We start from the raw sequence: 19859 nt of genomic DNA, 5'->3' as shown, positions 1-19859 counted from the left end.
TTTCCCTGTGATCTCATCTTTTAGGAGTCCGAACATGCGAGTAGCGCTGTTTTCTACTTGTATCGGCGACGCCCTCTTCCCCGACGCGCACAAGGCTTCGGCCATTGTGCTTTCCCGCTTGGGCTACGACGTTGTCTTTCCAGAACAGCAGACCTGCTGTGGCCAGATGCACCTAAACACCGGCTATAAAGAGCAAGCCATTCCGATCATCGAAACTTACGTTGACGCGTTTTCGGACCCCTCGATCGACTACGTCGTCGCCCCGTCCGGCTCCTGTGCAGGCGCTGTGCGCGAGCAGCACGTCGAGCTGGCCGAGCGTTTCGGTTCCAAGGCACTGGCGGACGGTGCGAAGACCGCTTCGAAGAAGACCTACGACCTCTCCGAGTTCATCGTCGACGTCGCAGGCACCTACGACGTGGGCGCTTTCTTCCCGCACCGCGTGACCTACCACTCCTCCTGCCACTCCCTGCGCTTCCTCAAGGTCGGCGACCGCCCGACCGAGCTGCTGCGCCACGTCGAGGGCCTGGAACTGGTGGACCTGCCCAACTCCGAGGAATGCTGCGGTTTCGGCGGCACCTTCTCCGTGAAGATGCCGGAGGTCTCCTCCGCCATGGTTTCGGACAAGGTCCGCCACATCAAGGACACGCAGGCCGAGTACGTCACCGCCGGTGACTCCTCCTGCCTGATGAACATCGCGGGCGCAATGTCCCGCCAGCACCAGGGCATCCGCGCTGTGCACATGGCGGAGATCCTCGCCTCCACTAAGGAGCACCCGCTGACCCCGACGTCCGCGGCGTACAAGAAGGAGAAGATGCTGTGAAGGTCGCACTCGGTCAACCCACCATGCCGCCGTACGCCAGCGGCCCGTCCCACCTGCGCGGCAAGGAAAAGTTCCAGAAGGCTGCGCACCACGAGCTCAACGACGTAACCAAGCGTCGCAACTACCAGTACGCCACCACCACCATCCGCGTGAAGCGCCAGGCTGTCGTGGACGAGGTGGACGATTGGCAGGACCTGCGCGAGGCCGGCTCCACCATCAAGCGCGACGTCGCTGCGCGCATGCCCGAGCTGCTGGAGCAGTTCGAGCAGAACGTCACCGCCCGCGGCGGACACGTGCACTGGGCGCGCGACTCCAAGGAAGCCAACGAGATCATCCAGGACCTGGTCCGCGCCACGGGCGAGGACAAGGTGGTCAAGATCAAGTCCATGGCCACCCAGGAAATCGCCCTGAACGAAGAGCTGGAAAAGGCCGGCATCTTCGCGCAGGAGACCGACCTGGCAGAGCTCATCGTGCAGCTCGGCGAGGACTTCCCCTCCCACATCCTCGTCCCGGCGATCCACCGCAACCGCGCGGAGATCCGCGACATCTTCGCCGCGAAGATGCCGAACACGGACGAGACCCTGACCCAGGATCCGGCGGAGCTGGCTGAGGCTGCCCGCAAGTACCTGCGCCAGCAGTTCATGGAGGCCAAGGTGGCCATCTCCGGCGCCAACTTCGGCTGCGCGGATACCGGCACCGTCTCCATTGTGGAGTCCGAGGGTAACGGCCGTATGTGCCTGACCATGCCGGAGACCCTGATCACCGTCATGGGCATTGAGAAGCTGCTGCCGAACTTCGAGGACCTCGGCGTGTTCCTGCAGCTGCTGCCGCGCTCCTCCACCGGCGAGCGCATGAACCCGTACACCTCCCTGTGGTCCGGCGTGACCGAGGGCGACGGTCCGCAGAACTTCCACATCGTCCTCCTGGACAACGGCCGCACCGCCGCCCTGTCCAGCGAGATCGGCCGCGAGGCCCTGAAGTGCATCCGCTGCTCCGCCTGCCTGAACGTCTGCCCGGTCTACGAGCGTGCCGGCGGCCACTCCTACGGCTCCACCTACCCGGGCCCGATCGGCGCGATCATTACCCCGCAGCTGACCGGCATCGACTCCTCGGACGACCCGAACGGCTCCCTGCCGTACGCGTCTTCCCTGTGCGGTCGCTGCAACGAGGTCTGCCCGGTGAAGATTCCGATCACGGACATTCTGCTGGAGCTGCGCTACCAGAAGGCGAAGAACGAGCCGAGCCACATCGAGCGCGCGGCGTTCGCTTCCCTGGCCCAGGTCTGGGGCCGCAGCGGCGTGTGGGACAAGCTGGTGCGCATGGTGGCACTGGGCCGCGTGCTCGGCGGCTTCAACGGCAAGATCGACCTCATGCCGCCGCCGATTTCCGGCTGGACCGAGTACCGCGACGTCGCGGTGCCGCCGAAGAAGTCCTTCCGCCAGTGGTGGGGCTCCGAGGAAGCCGAGCGCCTGCTGGCCGAGGCCCGCGAGCAGGGCATCCCGGATGGCCAGAAGGTCACCGGTGAGCGTTTCGAGGAAGAGGACAAGTAAATGACTACTCGAGTAACCGGTAATTCTGCCCCGCGCGACACCCGCAACGAGGACGCGAAGCGCGAGATCCTCAAGCGCATCCGCGACGCGCAGCAGCTGTCCAACACGCCGGAGCAGGTGGAAGTGGTTCGCAACTACAACACCTCTTCCGACCTCGGCACCGACGAGCTGCGCGAGATCCTCATCGACCGCCTCGTGGACTACAAGGCGGACGTTGTGGAGACCACTGAGGCGACCCTCGCCGAGGACATCGTCAAGGTGCTTGCGGACCGCAAGTGCAACGAGGTCGTCTACGCCCCCGGCCTCGACGCCTCGCTTTTCGACGGCTTCGCTGGCACCGCCCGCCCGGATTCCAACGACACCGATCCGCGCGAGCTTTCCGACGTCGACGCCGTGATCACCGACTCTCAAGTCACCTCCGCGCAGACCGGCTCCATCGTGCTGGAGTCCGGCGACGTGTGCGGCCGCCGCGCCCTGTCCCTGGTGCCGGACCGCCACATCTGCATCGTGCGTCCTGAGACCGTCGTCTTCGGCGTGCCGGAGATGATCTCCCGCATCAATCCGGAGCGCCCGGCGACCATGATCTCTGGTCCGTCCGCGACCTCCGATATCGAGCTCGTGCGCGTCGAGGGCGTGCACGGCCCGCGCGACCTCATCGTGATGGTTGTGAAGTAGCCGCCGATCTGGCGTAACGAAACGGCCGGTCCCTTTCGGGGCCGGCCGTTTCGCTGTCATTGTTTCCCGTGTCACGCCGTTCCCGCGGCGCGCACCAATGATTATGCGGTATGGGTGTTGCAAAACCATGGGGTGAAGCTGGGAGTCACCCTAGGGTTCGTTCCAATTTCGTTGGCTGTGATGCCGGGTGCTAATCTAGACGGCATTGTCTCCGTAGCTCAGTGGATTAGAGCATCGGTTTCCGGTACCGAAGGTCGCAGGTTCGAATCCTGTCGGGGACACCACTTAAGCAGGGGGTTTACCCCTAAACTAACCCGCCCCATGCGGGGTCGACGAACACTCCGCTCCCCCTGCTACTACACTCTCAGCCTGTGCTGAGCAGAAGAACGTTCATGTCCGCCACGGCAGTGGCGGGCTTTTCTTCGTTGGTGGGGTGTGCCGGCCCGCAGGGCACAACGGTGACCGAGACGGCCACCTCCACCGTCCGCGAAACGGTGACGGCGTATCCCGGCGCAGAGCGCTACGCGGGCCGGGTGCCACAAACGTTTGGGACCTCTATGCGCGGCATTGTGGAAACGGTGCCTGTGACGCCGGGCAAGCGCACGATTGCGCTGACGTTCGATGCCTGCGGCGGGCCCAGTGGCTCGGCCGTAGACCAAGGGTTGATAGACGCGCTGCGCGAGTTCGCGGTACCCGCGACGCTGTTTTTGAGCGCCACCTGGATCGAGGTGAACCCGGAGGCGACGCGGAAGCTCGCGGCCGATCCCCTGTTCCGCCTGGAAAACCACGGCACTCGGCACCTGCCGCTAAGCGTCAATGGCCAGGCCGCCTACGGCATCGCGGGCACCGCGACACCGGCGGAGGCCATCGCGGAAATCGACGGCAACCGCACGCTGCTGGCGGAGTACGGGATGGACTCGAGGTGGTTCCGCTCAGGCACGGCCCACTACGACGACGTTGCCGTGGACATCGCGCGCGATCGCGGGGTAAAAATCGCGGGCTTCAGCGTCAACGCTGACGTTGGAGCGACGGCCACGGCGGGCCATGTGACGTCGGCAATCATGAAGGCCCCTGACGGGGCGATCGTGCTGGCGCACATGAACCAACCCGCCTCGGGCACAGGGCCGGGGGTGCGACGCGCGCTGGAACAGCTACGCGACGACGCTGTGCGGTTTACGTTCCTTGACGGAAGCAGGCCCTAGAACTCGGCCGGCATGATCAGCCAGGCCACGCCGTATGCCAGCAGGCCCGGGAACACGCCGGCAAGTGCTAGCACGATGAAGATGATGCGCACGACGGTCGGGTCGACGCCAAGGTACTGGGCGATGCCGCCGCAGACGCCGGCGATGTACTTGTCGGTCATGGAGCGCTCGAGGCGCTTCGGGGAGTTGCCTGGGTTGATGTTCTGCGGGTTGTAGGGGCTGGACATTGCGGGGTCCTTTCGTCCGTGGATTCGGTGCAACCCATCCAACCCTTGCCGGTGTTAGTGCGCAAGGACATCTGTCCCGGAAGCAGCTGTTACAGCTGGTTGGCGGGTAAATCCTCGGCGGCGAGCACGTCGGTGAAGAACTCGCTGATTTTGTCGGCGCGGTCCGCGTCCAAGTGGTCGAAGATGAGGCGCCGCACGGTCTCCACGTGGTCCGGCACCGCCTCCTCGAGGTGGGACATGCCTTGGTCGGTCAGGATCACCAGCACGCCGCGGGCGTCGCCGGGGCACTTCTTTTTGGTGAGCAGGCCGCGCTTTTTCATGCGCGTGACCTGGTGGGAGGCGCGCGAGCGGTCCCAGTCGAGTTCTTCGCACAACTCGCGCAGGCGCAGTGTGTGATCTTGCGCCTCCGACAACGCGACGAGCACGGAAAACTCCGGCGAGGAGATGTCCCCGCCTGCTTGGAGGCGATCGTCAATCGTGCGCGAGATCTTGGTAAACCCCGCGAGCATCAGCCGCCACAGTTGCTGTTCTTCGTCGTCGAGCCACCGCGGTTGTGCATTCATACGGGCAGATCCTAGCCGATGGGCGCGGTCTTCAGCTCGTCCATGGAGTACGTGCGCGTCGCGGCGACACGGTCGAAGCGCTGCGGGAAACAGGTCAGTACTAGCACCTGCGAGGTCTTGCCCACCTGGGAAAACAGCGAGTTCATGCGGGCGAGACGTTCCGGGTCGGTGGCTCCGAGGGCGTCGTCGACCACCACGGGCACCGGGGTTGTCTCGCCGGAGGCGGTGACCAGGTCCGCGATGGCGAACCGGGTGAGGATGGCCAGCTGCTCCTTCGTGCCGCCGGAGAGTTGGTCAAGCGGCACGCTCACCCCGTCGACGGTGCGCTCGGTGACGGTGAGGTCCTCGCCGAAGTTGAAGTCCACGGTCGGGCCGAACAGCACGCGGGCGCGGTTACGGATCGCGTCGTTGAACGGCGCGGTGTAACGGGCGCGGGCGGCGTCGCGGTGGGCGTGCAGCGTCTCGCGTAGTAATCGCACTGCGTCGGCGCGGCGGGTGGTGCGGGCCAGTTCGGTCTCTGCGGCGTCGAGCTCCGCGGCCGCGCGGTCGGCCTTCTCTGCGGCGCCGGCGGCGATCTCGATGCGGCCGGTCAGCTCAGTGATGCGGTTGTTGGCCTCCGCCTGTCGTTTTTCCAGGTTCTGCAGGCGCGCCTTCGCACCCTCGAGCATCTGCTGGGCGATCTCCGGGTCGGCGGCCGCGAGTTCAGCGGAGAGCACGTCGTGCGCCTCCTTGGCCTCGCTTTCCTGCTCGCGGGCGGATTCAAGCGCGTCCTCGAGCGCGGTTTTCGGTGCGGCGGTCTCCGCCCGCTCCAGCTCGTCGGCGGCGTGGCTGGCCTCGGCCTGCTTCGCCTCGAGCTTGGTCTGCACGACGGTCAGCTCGCTGGCGGCGGTGCGGTCCGCGTAAGGTTTGAGTGCGGCGTCGGCGGCGTCGACATCTTTTTCTGCCTTGTCCAGCGCCTTTTGGGCGTCCTTCACCGCCAGCTCTGTGGCCTGCTCGGAGTCGGGCAGCTCGGCGGTGTCGACCGCCTCGGTGAGCTCTTCGATCTGGGTGGACAGGCGGTCGCGCTCCGCAGCGAGCTCGTCGGCGCCGGTGCCGGCAAGCGCGTCGTCGCGGCGCTGGCGTGCAGACTTCACCTCCGCGTCGTGCGCCTTACACGCGTCGCGGGCGGCCCGAGCCTCGTCGACATCTGCGCAGCCGAGCTTGGACAGCAAGCTGGCAAGGCCGTCCTCGGCCTTCTCCACAGCACGGCGGGGGTCTTCTGCGCCTTGCGCAGCTCGGAAGACAACGTCGAAGTCGTCGAGGGTGAGGCGCGTGCCCTCGTAGACGGCGACGGACTCGGTGCCGTCCACGTCCACGCTCTCGCCGTCGACCTGGATAGTTTTGCCCTCGGCGGTGATCTCCAGTTTCGCGGAGGCAGCCTCGCGCAGGCGGCGCTGCAGAGTCAGTTCGCTCTCTGCTTTTTCCAGCTTGCGCACGTCCGCATCCGTGACCTGCAGGGCGGGGGCGTTCTTGAGCAAGGTTGCGTATGCCTTCTCAGCGTCCCCGATGAGGGAAAGTTGGTCGGTGACGACCGTGAGGCGTCGACAAGCACGCACGTGATCGCGGACGTTCTCCGCGCCGCGCAGGGTGGTGCGGGCGGCCGCGAGGCGGGTTTTCGCATCCTCGACCTGCTGGGTTAGCTCCGTGACCTTCTCGCGCTCGGCGTCGCGCGCCTCCTGGGCCGGGGCGAGCGCGGACTGCAATTCCTTCTCCTCCTCGCGCAGCGCGGCGACGCGCTTGATAAGCGCGGTGCGCTCGGCGAGGTCCTGCTCGGCGCGCTTCCTAGAGACGGTGGCGCGCTCGAACTGCTCAGCCGCGGTCTTGGCCTGCAAGGCGAGCTGGCTGGCCTGGGCGAAGTCGGCCTCGCGCTCGGCGAGCTCGTCGTGGGCCTGCGGCAGCTCCGTGTCCACCGCGCGGATTTCGTCCTCGCGGCGGGCCACCTCGTCGACAAATGTGGCAAGTTGCTGCACCTCGGCCTCGGCGGCGCGCAGGGTTTCGCGGGCGGCGTCCACCGCGTCAGTTTTCGCAGTGAAGGAGGCTTTGGGCTTCGGCGGGGTCGCGGCCGTCCAGTAGCGGGCGTACTCCGCCTCGATGGCGGCCATGAGCTCGGTGTCTTCCTCGCCCGAGCACTCCGAGCCGTCTTCTGTGTCGAGCGCCTGCGAGATGGACGGGATGCCGGCCGCGGCGATGCCTGGATCCAGCTCTCCCTGGCGGAGGAACAAAGTCTTGGCCAGGCTGGTGTCCATCTGCTCGGCGATGATGCGCGCGAGCTCGTCGTCCGCCTGGCGCCCGGTGAAGTTCTTGTGCATCGGCGAGAGGATCTCCAGCTCTGAGAGCTTGCCCTTCAACCAGCGCTTGTGGATTGTAAAGGTCGTCTGCCCCACCGTCGCGGTCATGGTCACCTCGGGTGAGGCGTCGCGGCCGACTGGGGCGAAGATTTTGATCTTCTTGCCGCCGGCGGAATGGCGCTCCTGCAGCACGGTTCCGATGGCGTCCAGGATGGTGGACTTGCCGGCCTCGTTTGGGCCGTGGATGACAATCACGCCGGTCTCCGGCAGGTCGCGCAACTCCAGGTGCTCGACGGCGCGGAAGTTGTCTATGACTAGGTCGTGGATGCGCATGGTCTAGCCCACCTCCTTGGACAGGCGGAAAAGTAGGTTCACAGCGTCGCGGGCGGTGGCGTTGTCCCCGGCCGCCTGGCCGATCAGCTCACGCATGGCGCCTTCGGCGAAACCGGTCAATGGCAGGTTTTCCATCTCTTCGTCGTTGGGCTCGAGGTGCAGGCTCATCAGCCGCTCGCGCGGGTACAACGCCGCGAAGACCGGCTCTAACTCGGCAAGTTCGCGCTCGAGGGTGCGCGTGTCCTCCAAGCCGAGAGTGCCGGATAACGCGTACTTGATCACGGTGCGGTCCTTCTCCGGGTATGCCTTCAGCTCCTCGATCACCTCGGCCACATCCTCACTGCTGGCCACCTCCCAGAAGCGGGCCTCGAACGTCCACGTGCCCACAGCGACCTTTTCCACCGAGACGTCAGCGCGCCCGGCGTCCTTGTCCACGGTGACTACCAGCGCGTTGCCGGAATCCACCTCGCCGCCGGCTACGCCAGGGGTGCGGTCGAAGTAATCCGTGGTTTCCGGCGCGCCGGAGTACCAGATCCGCTCCGAAGCGGTCAGCGCCGCGGTGGAGTGAGTATCCCCCAGGGCGACGTAATCGATAGTGCCCTGGTCGATGGCGTTGTCGAGCGAAGCAACGTCGATAAGCGAATGCGCATCTTCATCTCCGAAGCCCTCCACGGCGCCGTGGCCGACGAGGATGCGGACCGCCTCCGTCGGTGCCAGGCCGCGCACGGCCTTGGCGCACAGGTCCTCCGAGGCGTGCTTAGTCAGCAGCGGGGCGCCCACCACCTCGACGCCCTCGCGCACGACCACCGGCTCAGAATCGACGAGCACCGTGACACCATCGATGCCCTCTGTGCGCTGGAAGATACTGTCCGCCACGAGCGGATCGTGGTTGCCGGGCAACAAATACACCGGCACGGGCAGTTTGCGCAGCGCCTCGAGCGCGCGGCCAAGTGTGGTGGGCTCGAGCGAGTTGTGCTCGAAGACGTCGCCGGCGACCACGATGAACTCGGCGTCGTGCTCCGTTGCTATTTCCCCCAGGCGGGTGACGGCGCGGAGCCGTGCGTCGTCGAAACGCGACTGCGCCTCGGGCGACAAGAATTTTCTGCGCATGCCTAACTGCAGGTCGGAGGTGTGGATGAAGGTGGTGTGCGTCATGTCTTATACACCTACCACTGCGTCCGACACCCCAGCACGAACATTCGAACACATGAGCTAACGGGTGAGCTCGTCGTAAAGATCTTCAATGTCCGCCACCGCGCGCAACTGGTCGATGTTGGTAAACGACACAGTCTGCATCGCGCGGTGGAGCAGGTCGACGTCCGAATCCTCGATCATCGGCGCCACCTTCGGACGCGGCAGCTCAGGCAGCTGACGGCCGGACCAGAAGTACTCGGAGCCGGGCTCGGCGTTTTCCCGGGCCAAGTCCTCCGCCTGATTGCGCTTGCGGTTCTCCAGCTCCTCCAGACGCAGCCCGCGCATGGTGAAGATGACGCTCGGGTCTTTGTCAATGAGCTCCGCGGTGCGCTGCGCCACGGCGACGGCGTGCTTGCACACGGCCGCGCTATCCGGGCAGTCACAGTAGAAGGTGACCTCCTGCGGCGTTTTGCACAGCAGGATCTCAAGCACTTCCTCGTCCAACGTGCCGGCTTTCGCCGCGGCGATAGAGCCCGGCGCGCGCACGATCGCGCCGGTGGCGCGGCGGATCTCGTCGGTTTGGCGCTGCGGCAAGTACATGGCCACGCGAAACGGGTCGTTCTGGCTACCCACCACCTCCGCGCGCACGCCGTAGGGCACCGGGTGCAGCTCCACCACGTGGCCCCGGGCGGCATACTCCGCGCCGCGCTTCGCCCGGCCCACGTCGGTCTGGCGCACCGCGGCGTTGAAGATGAGCATTGCCGCAGGCGAGAGCGACTGTGGACGGAACGCGGTGATGTCCGCGCGCCCGGTCTCGGCCGCGCTGGAGACTCGTTTGCGGGCGCCGAAGTTGGCGTAGATGACGTTGTCTTCCCGCGGACGCTTCTTCTCAGTCATTTTGCCCCCTGTAGCTGATCAATTGGGCAAGCTCCTCAGTGCCCAGCTCGGTGATCCAACCCTCGCCCTGCCCCACAACGGCGCCCGCGAGCTCGGTCTTGCCATCCAGAATGTCCTGGATGGACTCCTCCATCGTGCCGCGGGTGATGATCTTGTACACCGTGACGTTCTTCTCCTGCCCGATGCGGAACGCGCGGTCCGTGGCCTGGTTTTCCACGGCCGGGTTCCACCAGCGATCCAGGTGGATGACCATGGATGCCGCGGTCAGATTCAAACCGGTGCCGCCAGCTTTCAAGCTGAGGATCATCGCGCGGGGCCCGTCCGGCTGCTGGAAGCGCTCCACCATCGCGTCGCGCGCGGATTTACCCACGCCGCCGTGGAGGAACGGCACGTCCTCGCCCAGGCGCTCCGAAAGATAGGGCTGCAAGATGTCGCCGAACGCCTTGTACTGCGTGAAAATCAGCACACGCTGCTCGGACGCGGCGGCTTCCTCTAAAAGCTGCATGAGTTTTTCCACCTTGCCGGAGCGGTGGTGGCCTTTGTCGGTGACCGCGGAGCCGTCGCCAAGAAAGTGCGCCGGGTGGTTGCACACCTGCTTGATGCGGGTGATCGTGGCCAGCACGAGCCCCTTGCGCGCCATGCCCTTGCGCTCCTGAAGCTCTGCCTGCGTACTATCCACCAGCGCCTTGTACAGCGCGGCCTGCTCCGGGGTCATGTCCACGGCGATGACGTGCTCGGCCTTGTCCGGCAGGTCCGAAATGATCGCCGTGTCCGTTTTCAGGCGGCGCAAGATAAACGGGGCGGTGAGACGCTGCAGCCGCTCCCCCATCTCGTCCGCCATCTCCGGGTCCCTGCGCGACTCGATGGCTTTGGCGAAGTGGTTACGGAAGAAACTCTGCGAGCCCAGCATGCCCGGGTTGACAAAATCCAGGATGCTGCGCAGCTCAGAGAGCTTATTTTCAATCGGCGTGCCGGTTAAGGCGATGCGGTGGCGTGCGGGAATTGCGCGCACACTTTTCGACGACTGCGTGCCCGCGTTCTTGATCGCCTGCGCCTCATCCAACACCACGTGATCCCACTGCACCGCCGCCAGATCCTTGGCGTCGCGCGCGGCGGTGCCGTAGGACGTGATGACAATGTCGGAGTTGTCAGCTGCCTCAAACAGATCGTCGCCCTTGAGCCTGCCCGCGCCGTGGTGGACGCGCACGCGCATGCCCGGCACGAAGCGGGCCGCCTCGCGCGCCCAGTTGTTCACCACCGACGTCGGGGCGACGATCAGCGACGGGCCGCGCCTCGTGCCCTCCGCCTGTTCCACCGCGAGCAGGGTGAGCATTTGCAGGGTCTTGCCCAGCCCCATGTCGTCCGCAAGCACCGCCCCTAAGTTGTTTCGGGACATAAAGTACAGCCAGTCCACGCCTCGGCGCTGGTACTCGCGCAGCTCGGCGTTGACGGTGTCGGGGATGTCCACCCGCTCCGGCGCCGGGCGGTCCGTGCCGCCGACCAGCGAGGTAAACCAGCGCGAGCCGGTGAACTCGATCGGGTTGTCCGCGCCCGCCTCCAGCGCGAGCTGGCGCAGCTCCGCGGCGGAGACCACGCCCTCGCCCTCGGCGGCCTTGAGCCGCTCGTACTCCGCCTGCGCCTCATCGGCGATGCGCTGCAGCTCCTCGGCGTCATCGGAACCGGCAGCCTGGGCGATTCGGGCGCGCTTAATGGCAGCCTCCGCCTCACGCATGGCGGTTTCCAGGGAGGTATCGTGCAGCTTCTCCAGGTACTTCGCGGTCTTGGCCACCTCGCGGCTATCCGCCAGGACCCACTCGCCGCGGAGCTTAATCAGGCCGGACTTGGATTTGACCAGCTGCGCCATCTCTTCGTCCGAAAGCTCCACGCCGCCGACGGACAGCCGCCAGTCGTACTTGACCAGGGTGTCGAAGCCCATCATGGTCACGGTGGAGGAATCGTGCGGGTCCTGGTGTTCGCTGACCTTCAGCTTCGAGGCCGTCTCCGCAGTCGTCCACGCGCGAGGCAGGAGCACCACAAAGCCGTGGGCCCGAAGGTACGAGGCGCTCTCGCGGACGAACTTCACAATTTCGTCGCCGTTTAAATACAGGTCCCAGTCGCCCGCGTTCGGGTCGAATCCGTGGTCCACCGCGGAACGGAACCGGCCGTGCTTCGCTGGGTCCACAAGCGAGGTCAACTCGATTGCGTGGTCGAGCTGACCGCGCAGGACGTCCGCCGTTTTTGAGTCGTAATCCCCCAGCCGCACCGGCCGCGGCGAGTCCGAGCTCGAGCGCACCTGCACGCGCACCGGCCACAGCGTGTCCGGGCCCGACTCCTCCGCCTCGCTCGGCGACTCCACGATGAACACCAGCTGCAGGTTCACCGCCGTGATCGTGCCGTTCCAATCCCCTATCTGCCGGGCCAGCACCGCCCCGCCGCGGCGCAACGGCATGCTGTAGAGCAGCGACTTCACAAAATCGTGCCACGGGTACGGCCTGGTCGGCGCCTTCGCCGCCGCGCCCTGCAGGCGCGCCGACGCGATCCAGTGCGTGAACGTCTGCGCGCAATCCTCGCTCAAGTTCGCATTGTTCACCGTGAGCACGCCCGGCGAGGCGGCGATCATCTCCGCCAGCCAGCTGCGCTCCTCTAAACCGGTGCCCAGCTGCCACTGCGCGTACCACAGCCCGTCGTGGTATGGCACGTTGATGCTCACACGCCCCGCGCGCACGAACTGTGTCAGGCCCCGATACATGCGCAGGATCCAGTACATGTCCGGCGCCACCGCCTCGCGCTGGGCAGGTGTGGCCGCCGGCGACTCCTCGTCCAGGTGCGCAAGGCTGTCCAAAAAGCGCACCGCGTCCTCGGGTGCAAACTGAGCCAAGGGCGCTTTCAACCGGACGTGGCGGCCCTTCGGGGTTTGCAGGATGAGGGTATGGAAGTGGTGGAACCTTTGGCCGTCCAAAAGCGAATGCACGATCGGCGGAAACGTGCCGGGCGGCACGTCTTCCATGGTCACAATCCGGTGGCCCTGTACGCGCTCAACCCACACCGAAAGCCCGGACTCGGGGAGCCACAGGCCATGGAGAAGGTATTCAGGCATACCCACCCTTATACCACCGACACCGACATCGCCCGCGCCGAGCATTCGAACGCATTTCTTCAGCGCCGATTTAGGAAATTTTTCAGATTAAGTCAGAAACGCGAGAGGATGCGTTACAGTGTTGCGGAACTGTGACCGATACCTACATAGATGCAAGGGAGTGCACATGTCCGATAGTTTCTGGCTAGTGCTTGCCATCGTCCTGTATTTCGGGGTGATGGTCGCCATCGGGTTCTACTCGTGGCGCAAGACAACAAAGTACGACGACTACGTCCTCGGCGACCGCGGCCTCGGCCCACTCGTCGCCGGCATCTCCGCAGGCGCATCGGACATGTCCGGCTGGCTGCTCATGGGCCTGCCCGGTGCACTGTTCGTCGCCGGCATGAGTGAGCTGTGGATCATCATCGGCTTGTTCCTCGGCACCTGGGCCAACTGGAAGTGGATCGCGCCGAGGCTGCGCGGCTACACCGAAGTGGCCAAGAACTCGATCACGCTGCCCAGCTTCTTCGAAAACCGCACGCACGACACTTCGCGAGTGCTGCGCTTCACCGCCGCCTTGATCATCATCTTCTTCTTCACCTTCTACGTCTCCTCCGGCATGGTCTCCGGCGGCCGCTACTACGAATCCACCTTCGGCGGCGAATACATTCACGGCGTGCTCATCGTCGGCTCCATCACGGTGCTCTACACCTTCATCGGCGGCTTCCTCGCCGTGAGCTACACCGACGTGGTGCAGGGCGGCCTGATGTTCCTCGCCCTGATCATCATCCCCATCATGGCGCTGATGTCCTTGGACAACCCGTCCGACATCTTCTCCTGGGCCACCTCCAACCCCTACGGCCCTTGGGAAGACGGCAACCCGGACTACTTCAACATCGTCGCCGGCGTGTCCGCGGGCACCATCATCGGCAACATCGCCTGGGGCCTGGGCTATTTCGGCCAGCCCCACATCATCACCCGCTTTATGGCGCTGCGCTCCCCGTCTGAGGCGAAGGCAGCCCGCCGCACCGGCACCATCTGGGTGGCCATCTGCTACCTCGGCGGCATCTTCACCGCGCTAGTGGCAACGGTCTACTTCGCCCAGAAGTCCGCGTCCGTGACCGACCAGTCGGGTTACGAGACCGTCTTCCTGGATCTGGCGCGCATCATGTTCCACCCGCTGATCGCCGGCATCGTGCTCACCGCCGTGCTCGCCGCGATCATGTCCACCATGTCCTCCCAGCTGCTGGTCACCTCGTCGGCGCTCATCGAGGACATCTACCGCATCTTCAAGAAGAACCCGAACAACACCACCCTGCTCGTGCTCTCCCGCGCCATGGTCATCGGCGTGGCCCTGATTGGCATGCTGCTGGCGCTGAACCCGTCCGACACCATCCTCGGCCTCGTCGGCTTCGCGTGGGCCGGCTTCGGCTCCGCGTTCGGCCCCGTGGTGGTGGCGTCGCTGTACTGGAAGCGCCTCACCTCGCAGGGCGCGATCGCCGGCATGATCGTCGGCGCCGTGACCTCGTTTGTCTGGGGTTCCGTGGACTCGCTGTCCGGCATCATCTACGAGATCGTCCCGGGCGTCATCCTGGCCACCCTGGCCATGGTCATCGTCTCCCTGGCCACCCGCCCGAAGGAGGGTGTGGCAGAAGAGTTCGAGTCCGCCGCAGCGGCCACCGACTACGCCCTCGCCCACCCGGACGAGGACTTCTCCGCAGCACTGCGGAACCGGGAGGGCTCCACTGCGGTCTAAGAAGGTATGCGCCAATACCTTCTTATCCTGTCTGCTCTCACTGCTCTGGTGGTGCCGTTTCCCACGGGGCAATTGCCTATCGACGTCCCAACGGTGCCCCACCGCACCACCATCCTCGGCTACGACAGAGCCGAGTTCGGCCCTGGCTGGGCCGCCGGCACCCGCGGCTGCGACACCCGCGCCGCGGTGATGGCCGCCGCCTTTGACGCCGATTGCGCCCAGCCCTGGCAGCAGTGGGATGATCCCCGAGTTGTAGACCCCTACACCGGGGATTTTCTTCTGCCACACGACGTGGAAGTCGACCACATCCTGCCTGTCTCCGCCGCGTGGGACTTAGGCGCCCACCGCTGGGACAGTGCTACACGGGAGCGCTACTACAACGACCCGCGCAACCTCGTCGCCGTGTCGTCTAAGGCTAACCAGGCCAAAGGGGACAAACTGCCGTCCGAATGGATGCCCACGGATAGACGCTCGCGCTGTGCGTATGGGCGCCGGATGGTGGACGTCGCAAAGCACTATGCCCTGCCGCTACCCCGAGCTGACCTGCGGGCGGTGCGGCGCGCATGCTCCGGCGTCGCCGGGCTGCTCTCGCGCGGGGAGCTGTGAGGATTTTCCCACCATGCCGTAAGGTGTTCCCACATGACTACATTCCTCATCTTCCTGCACGTTGCCGCAGCCATCCTGCTGCTCGGCCCCGTTGTTGTGTCGACCTCCATGTTCCCGCGCCAGGCCGTGGAATCCCGCGCCGGCGGCGAAGAGGCCACCGGCCGCGCGTCGGTGCTCTACCGCATCACCAAGACCTACGGCATGCTCTCCCTGCTCGTCCCGCTGCTCGGCGGCGCCGTGCTCGCCTTCGACTGGGAGGCCTACAAGTCCAACTACTGGTTCCACACCGCCATCGTGCTCTCCGTGATCGCCTGGGCCATCCTGCTGGCCATGGTCATCCCGCAGCAGCGCAAGATGATGGGCACCATCGGCGCGCTGCCGGCCGCTGACGCTGACCCGTCCGATGTGACCAACAACTTTGAAAAGTCCAAGGCGAAGGCAACCGCCGGCGCCGGCATCTTCAACCTGCTGTGGATGCTCACCCTGATCCTGATGTTCCTGCCCACCCCGGTGTAAGGGGCGCTCCGGCGCTCGTTCGGCTGGATCCAGCTAGTAAGGCCCAGCTATTCGCCGAAAAATCGGGAATAGCTGGGCCTTACTAGCTGGATCTAGGTCTGAGCTGGCGCCGGCCCCAGCTGCGCCCTACGTGTACCGCAGCGCGGGGGTGCCGCCGAGGCCCAGCCCGGCAAGGACGCGGAAGATGCCGTCCACCGCCTTGCGCAGCACCTCCGCCACCGGCCCAGTCAGACCGGTAAACAGCGCGTTTTGCCCCCACACGCCGACGAGGCGGGCTTCGGGGACGGCGGGCCCGTCGTGGGGCACGATGCCGATGACGTAATCCCCGCCGCGCAGAAACGGCAGCGGGTTGGAGGTCCACATGCTAGAGACCACGCCAATGAAGCCGCGGCCGGAAACCCACATTGGCCCGCCAGAGTCACCGGGATGGCTCAGTGGCGCTGCGGCGAAGAACGTGCCGTCGGCGGAGCCGGAGAAGCGCCCGCAGGTCTGTGCACCGCGGGTGCGGGAGAAGTAGCAGACGGTCTCGCCGAGGCGCACGTCACCTGGGTGGACCCACGCGTCGCCGGTAAACCGGTTGCCGCCGACGATAACGCCCGGGTCCCATTGGATGGCGGCCCAGTCGTTGCTCAGGTAGCCGTCGTATGCCTTGGAGCGAAACAGTGTGCCGGTGGCTCCGCCGGCTGTGACTCGGGCGCCTTCGGCTCCGCAATGCGCGGCGACGAGGCTGCGGTGGCGGGCGGGGTCGTTGAAGCCGATGGTGCAGGTGCCGGTGCCGTCGACGCGCACGGGCGAGCCTTGTTCCACACGCTGCTGGGCGTCGGCGGGTGCGGCCTGCATCCCCAGCGCGACGCCCGCTGTCAGAAGTGCTCGGGAGATACGGTGCGTGCGCTGGGAGGACATGCGCAATAACCTAGCACTACCGCCTAGCGGCGCCCCCTGGGGGTTAATCCCAGCGGCCGCCTTTGTCGTCGCGGCCCCGGCCGCGTCCGCCGCGGTAACCGCCACGGTCGCCACGGCCGTCGCGTCCGCGTCCGCCGCGGTAGCCTCCTCGGCCGCCGCGTCCACGGCCACGCCCGCCGCGATCACGCGGTGGTGCGCCGTGGTCGCGTTGGATGTTGATCAGCTGGCCGGAGATGCGGGTGTCTACCAGGCGGTCCAGCACGGCCTGGTCCAGGTTCTTCGGCAGCTCCACCAGGGTGAAGTCGCCGCCGATGGTGATGCGGCCGAAGTCCTTGGAGTTCAGGCCGCCCTCATTGGCCAGGGCGCCGACGATCGCGCCCGGGCGGACGTGCTGGCGCTTGCCCACGTCCAGGCGGTAGGTGTCGAAGTTGCCGCTGTCGTCGAAGCGGCGCCCACGGCCCCGGTCCCCGCGATCATCGCGGTCAAAGCGGTCGCGTCCGCGTCCGCGCCGGTCGTCGCGGTCGAAACGGTCGCGGTCGCGGCGGTCGCGTTTGTCGCGTTTGTCGCGCGGCGGCTCCTTCATTAGGAATTCGTCGCCGGCCAGGGCCTGGGTGGCCAGGGCGGCGGCGATGTCGTCCATAGGCACGTTGTTCGCCGCGGAGTACTCGCGCACCATGGTCTTGAAGATCTGCAGGTCGGTGGCCTCGAGCGACTCGGTGATGGAATCCATGAACTTGGCCTTGCGCGACTCGTTGACCTCGTCCACGGTGGGCAGGTCCATCTCCTCGATGGTCGCGTTGGTTACGCGCTCGATGGAGCGCAGCATACGGCGCTCGCGCGGGGTGACAAACAGGATGGCCTCGCCGGAACGGCCCGCGCGACCCGTGCGGCCGATACGGTGGACGTAGGACTCCGTGTCGTTCGGGATGTCGTAGTTGAGCACGTGCGAGATGCGCTCGACGTCCAGGCCGCGGGCGGCGACGTCGGTGGCCACGAGGATGTCCAGGCGGCCGTCGCGCAGCTGGTCCACGGTGCGCTCGCGCTGCTGCTGGGCGATGTCGCCGTTGATGGCGGCGGCGGAGAACCCGCGGGCGCGCAGCTTTTCAGCCAGTTCCTCGGTCTCATTCTTGGTGCGCACGAACACGATCATCGCCTCGAACTCGGTCACCTCGAGGATGCGGGTGATCGCGTCGAGCTTGTTGCGGTGCGCCGTGAACAAGTAGCGCTGCGTGATGTTGGTGTTGGTGCGCGTCTCCGACTTGACGGTGACCTCTTCCGGGTCGTTCAAGTAGTCGCGGGAGATGCGGCGGATCGCGTTCGGCATCGTCGCCGAGAACAGCGCCACCTGCTTGGAGTCCGGGGTGTCTTCCAGGATGCGCTCAACGTCTTCCTGGAAGCCCATGTTGAGCATCTCGTCGGCCTCGTCCAACACCAGGAAACTCAGGTTGGAAATGTCCAGGGAGCCCTTCTCCAAGTGGTCGATCACTCGTCCCGGGGTACCCACGATGACCTGGGCACCGCGGCGCAGCCCGGACAGCTGGATGCCGTACGCCTGGCCACCGTAGATCGGCAGGATGCTCACGCCGCCGATGTGGTCTGCGAACGACTGGAAAGAGTCGGACACCTGCAGCGCCAGCTCACGCGTCGGCGCGAGCACAAGCGCCTGCGGGTAGCGCTTGTCCGGATCGATCTGGGACAGCACCGGCAGCGCGAACGCCGCGGTCTTGCCCGTGCCCGTCTGCGCGAGGCCGACCACGTCGCGGCCCTGCATGAGCAGCGGGATGGTCTGCGCCTGGATCGGCGACGGCTGCTCAAAGCCGACGCGCTTGACTGCCTCGATGACCTTCTCGGGCAGGCCGAGGGTTTTGAAGCCATTCTCGGGCTTTTTGGGCTCGGCGGCGGGTTCGGCCGGTTTTTCTGCCTCCGCGGCCTCAGCGGCCTCAGCGTTCTCAGCCGACTCTGTGGCGGGTTCGGCCGAAGGCTCGTCGTTAAGCTTCAGCACATTGTCTTCGTTTTCAATGGCCACGGCATCCGTGGCGCCGGTCTCCTCAGAAACCCCCGCATCCCTGGTGTCCTCTACTACGGCCTCAACGATTTCGGCCGCGACATCCTGCGGGTTGTTCTGATTTTCCGACTCATTCATGTCCGGCCCATTCTCGCCGCCGGTGGCGTTTTCGGAAATGCTCATCGTTGGCTCAGCGTACGCCATTGTGCGCCGTTGCAGTGATTTACCGTTTCCACTCTGCGATCTGTTTTACATCAATCTATGATGTGTAATTCACGTCATATTGCCTATCCACGTCACCCCTGCCCCACCCCTCGAAGGAGCCCCGTCGATGGACCCCAACTCCGCAGCACGCAAGGCCCACGACATCGACATCGATTCCTTACAAGCAGTCCCCGCAGAGACGTTCCTCCAGGGGAAGACACTCGCGATCGCGCTACCCGGCACGGGAAGCAACGGGTGCGCAATCCCCGCAGCCGCTGACGCACCGTTCCCATTCGGCATCGACGCCGCCTACTCCGATGGTGAACACTTCACCCTGGAGTACGACCCGATTGTCGGTTTTAAGGCCAACGCGACACGAATGCTGCGGTTCGGCGACAATTACGCGGAGCTTCTACCGGGGCAGAAAGTCCCCGCCGGCGGTTTCACTGTCGGCCGGCCGGACCACGATGTCGCGGTGATCGAGCGCGGAGCGCACGCCGCAGCGATCGTCGCCGGAGCCGTGTTCAACTTCAGTCCGATAGTCAGCTTCCAGCGCTACGGCGAACAGCGCCCCAACACCATTATCGGCGGGCGTACCCCGGACCGGTACGACTACGACGCGGCGCCGGAAGGGTTCCTATGTGGGTTCAAGCCGCTTGCCGACGGCGGCGTGTCCGTCCCAGTGGCGCTGGCCAACAACACCGACTGCGACGCTGCGCTTACGGCCATCTCGCAGTACTTCCAGCAAGACCGCGCAACGCTTGGCGACGAGCACTCTCCCGTGGCCCGGAACTCCCCCGACGGCTGGCGCTGCGACATCTCGTTTTCCCCATGCCCCACCAGGAATTCGGAGCGGACTCGTACCCGAACTGCTACCGCCAGTGCTCGGGCCGTGCCGTTGTGGTTGACCTGCCGCCCCGCGGTGCCAACCCTGGTCAGGGCCCGATGCCGAGTTAAGTACCCCCACCCCCAAGGCGCCCGACACGTGCTCCACATTCGTTGCGAAAGGATTGACGCTGAAGCCATTGACATGACCCAAACCACAGCAGTGAGAAGCATGTGATT

The 19859-nt window shown here is 65.7% G+C and carries 16 protein-coding genes and 1 tRNA gene; 9 read left to right on the top strand and 8 right to left on the bottom strand.

The features are described from left to right. The first annotated feature begins 34 nt into the window (after positions 1-34). The 5 genes from CIHUM_RS04640 (at position 35) to CIHUM_RS04620 (ending at position 4247) form a co-directional block, all read left to right on the top strand. On the top strand, positions 35-820 hold the full coding sequence (locus CIHUM_RS04640; protein WP_034999785.1) for a (Fe-S)-binding protein: 786 nt from the start codon (positions 35-37) through the stop codon (positions 818-820). Beyond that, entirely contained in the window at positions 817-2370 is a 1554-nt protein-coding gene (locus CIHUM_RS04635) for a LutB/LldF family L-lactate oxidation iron-sulfur protein (RefSeq protein WP_051106474.1), read from the top strand. Before CIHUM_RS04640 ends, CIHUM_RS04635 begins: the two co-directional genes overlap by 4 nt. Then, positions 2371-3045 carry a LutC/YkgG family protein gene (locus tag CIHUM_RS04630; RefSeq protein WP_051106473.1) on the top strand — a complete coding sequence of 225 codons (675 nt, stop codon included), beginning with the start codon at positions 2371-2373 and terminating at the stop codon, positions 3043-3045. A gap of 207 nt (positions 3046-3252) precedes the next feature. Next, a tRNA-Arg gene (locus CIHUM_RS04625) sits at positions 3253-3329 on the top strand. A gap of 87 nt (positions 3330-3416) precedes the next feature. Beyond that, the gene (locus CIHUM_RS04620; protein WP_243427172.1) at positions 3417-4247 is read left to right on the top strand and encodes a polysaccharide deacetylase family protein; all 831 of its coding nucleotides are present in this window, start codon (positions 3417-3419) and stop codon (positions 4245-4247) included. Here CIHUM_RS04620 and CIHUM_RS04615 read toward each other — a convergent pair. From CIHUM_RS04615 to CIHUM_RS04590, 6 genes are all read right to left on the bottom strand, one after another. Further along, the gene (locus CIHUM_RS04615) at positions 4244-4474 is read right to left on the bottom strand and encodes a PspC domain-containing protein (RefSeq protein ID WP_051106471.1); all 231 of its coding nucleotides are present in this window, start codon (positions 4472-4474) and stop codon (positions 4244-4246) included. The two genes, CIHUM_RS04620 and CIHUM_RS04615, sit on opposite strands and share 4 nt — an antisense overlap. Before the next feature lie 89 nt (positions 4475-4563). Continuing rightward, positions 4564-5037, bottom strand: a complete 474-nt coding sequence (locus tag CIHUM_RS04610) for a MarR family winged helix-turn-helix transcriptional regulator (protein WP_034999781.1) — start codon at positions 5035-5037, stop codon at positions 4564-4566. An 11-nt stretch (positions 5038-5048) separates the two neighbouring features. Next, positions 5049-7697, bottom strand: a complete 2649-nt coding sequence (locus tag CIHUM_RS04605) for an AAA family ATPase (protein ID WP_034999779.1) — start codon at positions 7695-7697, stop codon at positions 5049-5051. 3 nt (positions 7698-7700) lie between these two features. Then, on the bottom strand, positions 7701-8852 hold the full coding sequence (locus CIHUM_RS04600; protein ID WP_034999777.1) for a metallophosphoesterase family protein: 1152 nt from the start codon (positions 8850-8852) through the stop codon (positions 7701-7703). 57 nt (positions 8853-8909) lie between these two features. After that, positions 8910-9728, bottom strand: a complete 819-nt coding sequence (locus CIHUM_RS04595; protein ID WP_034999775.1) for an SWIM zinc finger family protein — start codon at positions 9726-9728, stop codon at positions 8910-8912. Next, positions 9721-12825 carry a DEAD/DEAH box helicase gene (locus CIHUM_RS04590; RefSeq protein WP_034999773.1) on the bottom strand — a complete coding sequence of 1035 codons (3105 nt, stop codon included), beginning with the start codon at positions 12823-12825 and terminating at the stop codon, positions 9721-9723. The genes CIHUM_RS04595 and CIHUM_RS04590 overlap by 8 nt, the downstream gene beginning before the upstream one ends. A 166-nt stretch (positions 12826-12991) precedes the next feature. Between CIHUM_RS04590 and putP the strand changes: the two genes are divergently transcribed. The 3 genes from putP to CIHUM_RS04575 are packed head-to-tail and all read left to right on the top strand — an operon-like array spanning position 12992 to position 15682. Beyond that, positions 12992-14560: a sodium/proline symporter PutP gene (gene putP / locus CIHUM_RS04585; RefSeq protein ID WP_034999771.1), complete on the top strand. Its 1569-nt coding sequence runs from the start codon at positions 12992-12994 to the stop codon at positions 14558-14560. A 6-nt stretch (positions 14561-14566) separates the two neighbouring features. Next, complete coding sequence (locus CIHUM_RS04580; RefSeq protein ID WP_034999769.1) at positions 14567-15166, top strand: HNH endonuclease family protein; 600 nt, start codon at positions 14567-14569, stop codon at positions 15164-15166. A 33-nt stretch (positions 15167-15199) separates the two neighbouring features. Further along, the gene (locus tag CIHUM_RS04575) at positions 15200-15682 is read left to right on the top strand and encodes a hypothetical protein (RefSeq protein WP_034999767.1); all 483 of its coding nucleotides are present in this window, start codon (positions 15200-15202) and stop codon (positions 15680-15682) included. Between the two features lie 126 nt (positions 15683-15808). Here the strand turns inward: CIHUM_RS04575 and CIHUM_RS04570 are convergent, their stop codons facing one another. Both CIHUM_RS04570 and CIHUM_RS04565 read right to left on the bottom strand, forming a co-directional pair. Then, complete coding sequence (locus CIHUM_RS04570; protein ID WP_148363854.1) at positions 15809-16585, bottom strand: chymotrypsin family serine protease; 777 nt, start codon at positions 16583-16585, stop codon at positions 15809-15811. Positions 16586-16628: 43 nt separating this feature from the next. Next, a complete protein-coding gene (locus CIHUM_RS04565) occupies positions 16629-18773 on the bottom strand; it encodes a DEAD/DEAH box helicase (protein ID WP_034999987.1) in 2145 nt (714 codons plus the stop codon). Positions 18774-18921: 148 nt separating this feature from the next. On the opposite strand from CIHUM_RS04565, the gene CIHUM_RS04560 reads away from it, so the two are divergent. Continuing rightward, a complete protein-coding gene (locus CIHUM_RS04560) occupies positions 18922-19857 on the top strand; it encodes a hypothetical protein (RefSeq protein WP_034999765.1) in 936 nt (311 codons plus the stop codon). Positions 19858-19859: the final 2 nt, after the last annotated feature.

Source organism: Corynebacterium ihumii (assembly GCF_028609825.1).
In the GTDB taxonomy this organism is placed as follows: domain Bacteria; phylum Actinomycetota; class Actinomycetes; order Mycobacteriales; family Mycobacteriaceae; genus Corynebacterium; species Corynebacterium afermentans.
The sequence above is the reverse complement of the archived record's forward strand: the minus strand, read 5'-3'. Positions and strand labels throughout refer to the sequence as shown.

Bases quoted from the DNA above. Each gene is read 5' to 3' on its own strand.
- CIHUM_RS04615 (WP_051106471.1), bottom strand. From the start codon at position 4,474: ATGTCCAGCCCCTACAACCCGCAGAACATCAACCCAGGCAACTCCCCG.
- CIHUM_RS04575 (WP_034999767.1), top strand. From the start codon at position 15,200: ATGACTACATTCCTCATCTTCCTGCACGTTGCCGCAGCCATCCTGCTG.
- CIHUM_RS04610 (WP_034999781.1), bottom strand. From the start codon at position 5,037: ATGAATGCACAACCGCGGTGGCTCGACGACGAAGAACAGCAACTGTGG.
- CIHUM_RS04590 (WP_034999773.1), bottom strand. From the start codon at position 12,825: ATGCCTGAATACCTTCTCCATGGCCTGTGGCTCCCCGAGTCCGGGCTT.
- CIHUM_RS04565 (WP_034999987.1), bottom strand. From the start codon at position 18,773: ATGAGCATTTCCGAAAACGCCACCGGCGGCGAGAATGGGCCGGACATG.
- CIHUM_RS04580 (WP_034999769.1), top strand. From the start codon at position 14,567: ATGCGCCAATACCTTCTTATCCTGTCTGCTCTCACTGCTCTGGTGGTG.
- CIHUM_RS04570 (WP_148363854.1), bottom strand. From the start codon at position 16,585: ATGTCCTCCCAGCGCACGCACCGTATCTCCCGAGCACTTCTGACAGCG.
- CIHUM_RS04595 (WP_034999775.1), bottom strand. From the start codon at position 9,728: ATGACTGAGAAGAAGCGTCCGCGGGAAGACAACGTCATCTACGCCAAC.
- CIHUM_RS04605 (WP_034999779.1), bottom strand. From the start codon at position 7,697: ATGCGCATCCACGACCTAGTCATAGACAACTTCCGCGCCGTCGAGCAC.
- CIHUM_RS04640 (WP_034999785.1), top strand. From the start codon at position 35: ATGCGAGTAGCGCTGTTTTCTACTTGTATCGGCGACGCCCTCTTCCCC.
- CIHUM_RS04600 (WP_034999777.1), bottom strand. From the start codon at position 8,852: ATGACGCACACCACCTTCATCCACACCTCCGACCTGCAGTTAGGCATG.
- putP (WP_034999771.1), top strand. From the start codon at position 12,992: ATGTCCGATAGTTTCTGGCTAGTGCTTGCCATCGTCCTGTATTTCGGG.
- CIHUM_RS04560 (WP_034999765.1), top strand. From the start codon at position 18,922: ATGGACCCCAACTCCGCAGCACGCAAGGCCCACGACATCGACATCGAT.
- CIHUM_RS04630 (WP_051106473.1), top strand. From the start codon at position 2,371: ATGACTACTCGAGTAACCGGTAATTCTGCCCCGCGCGACACCCGCAAC.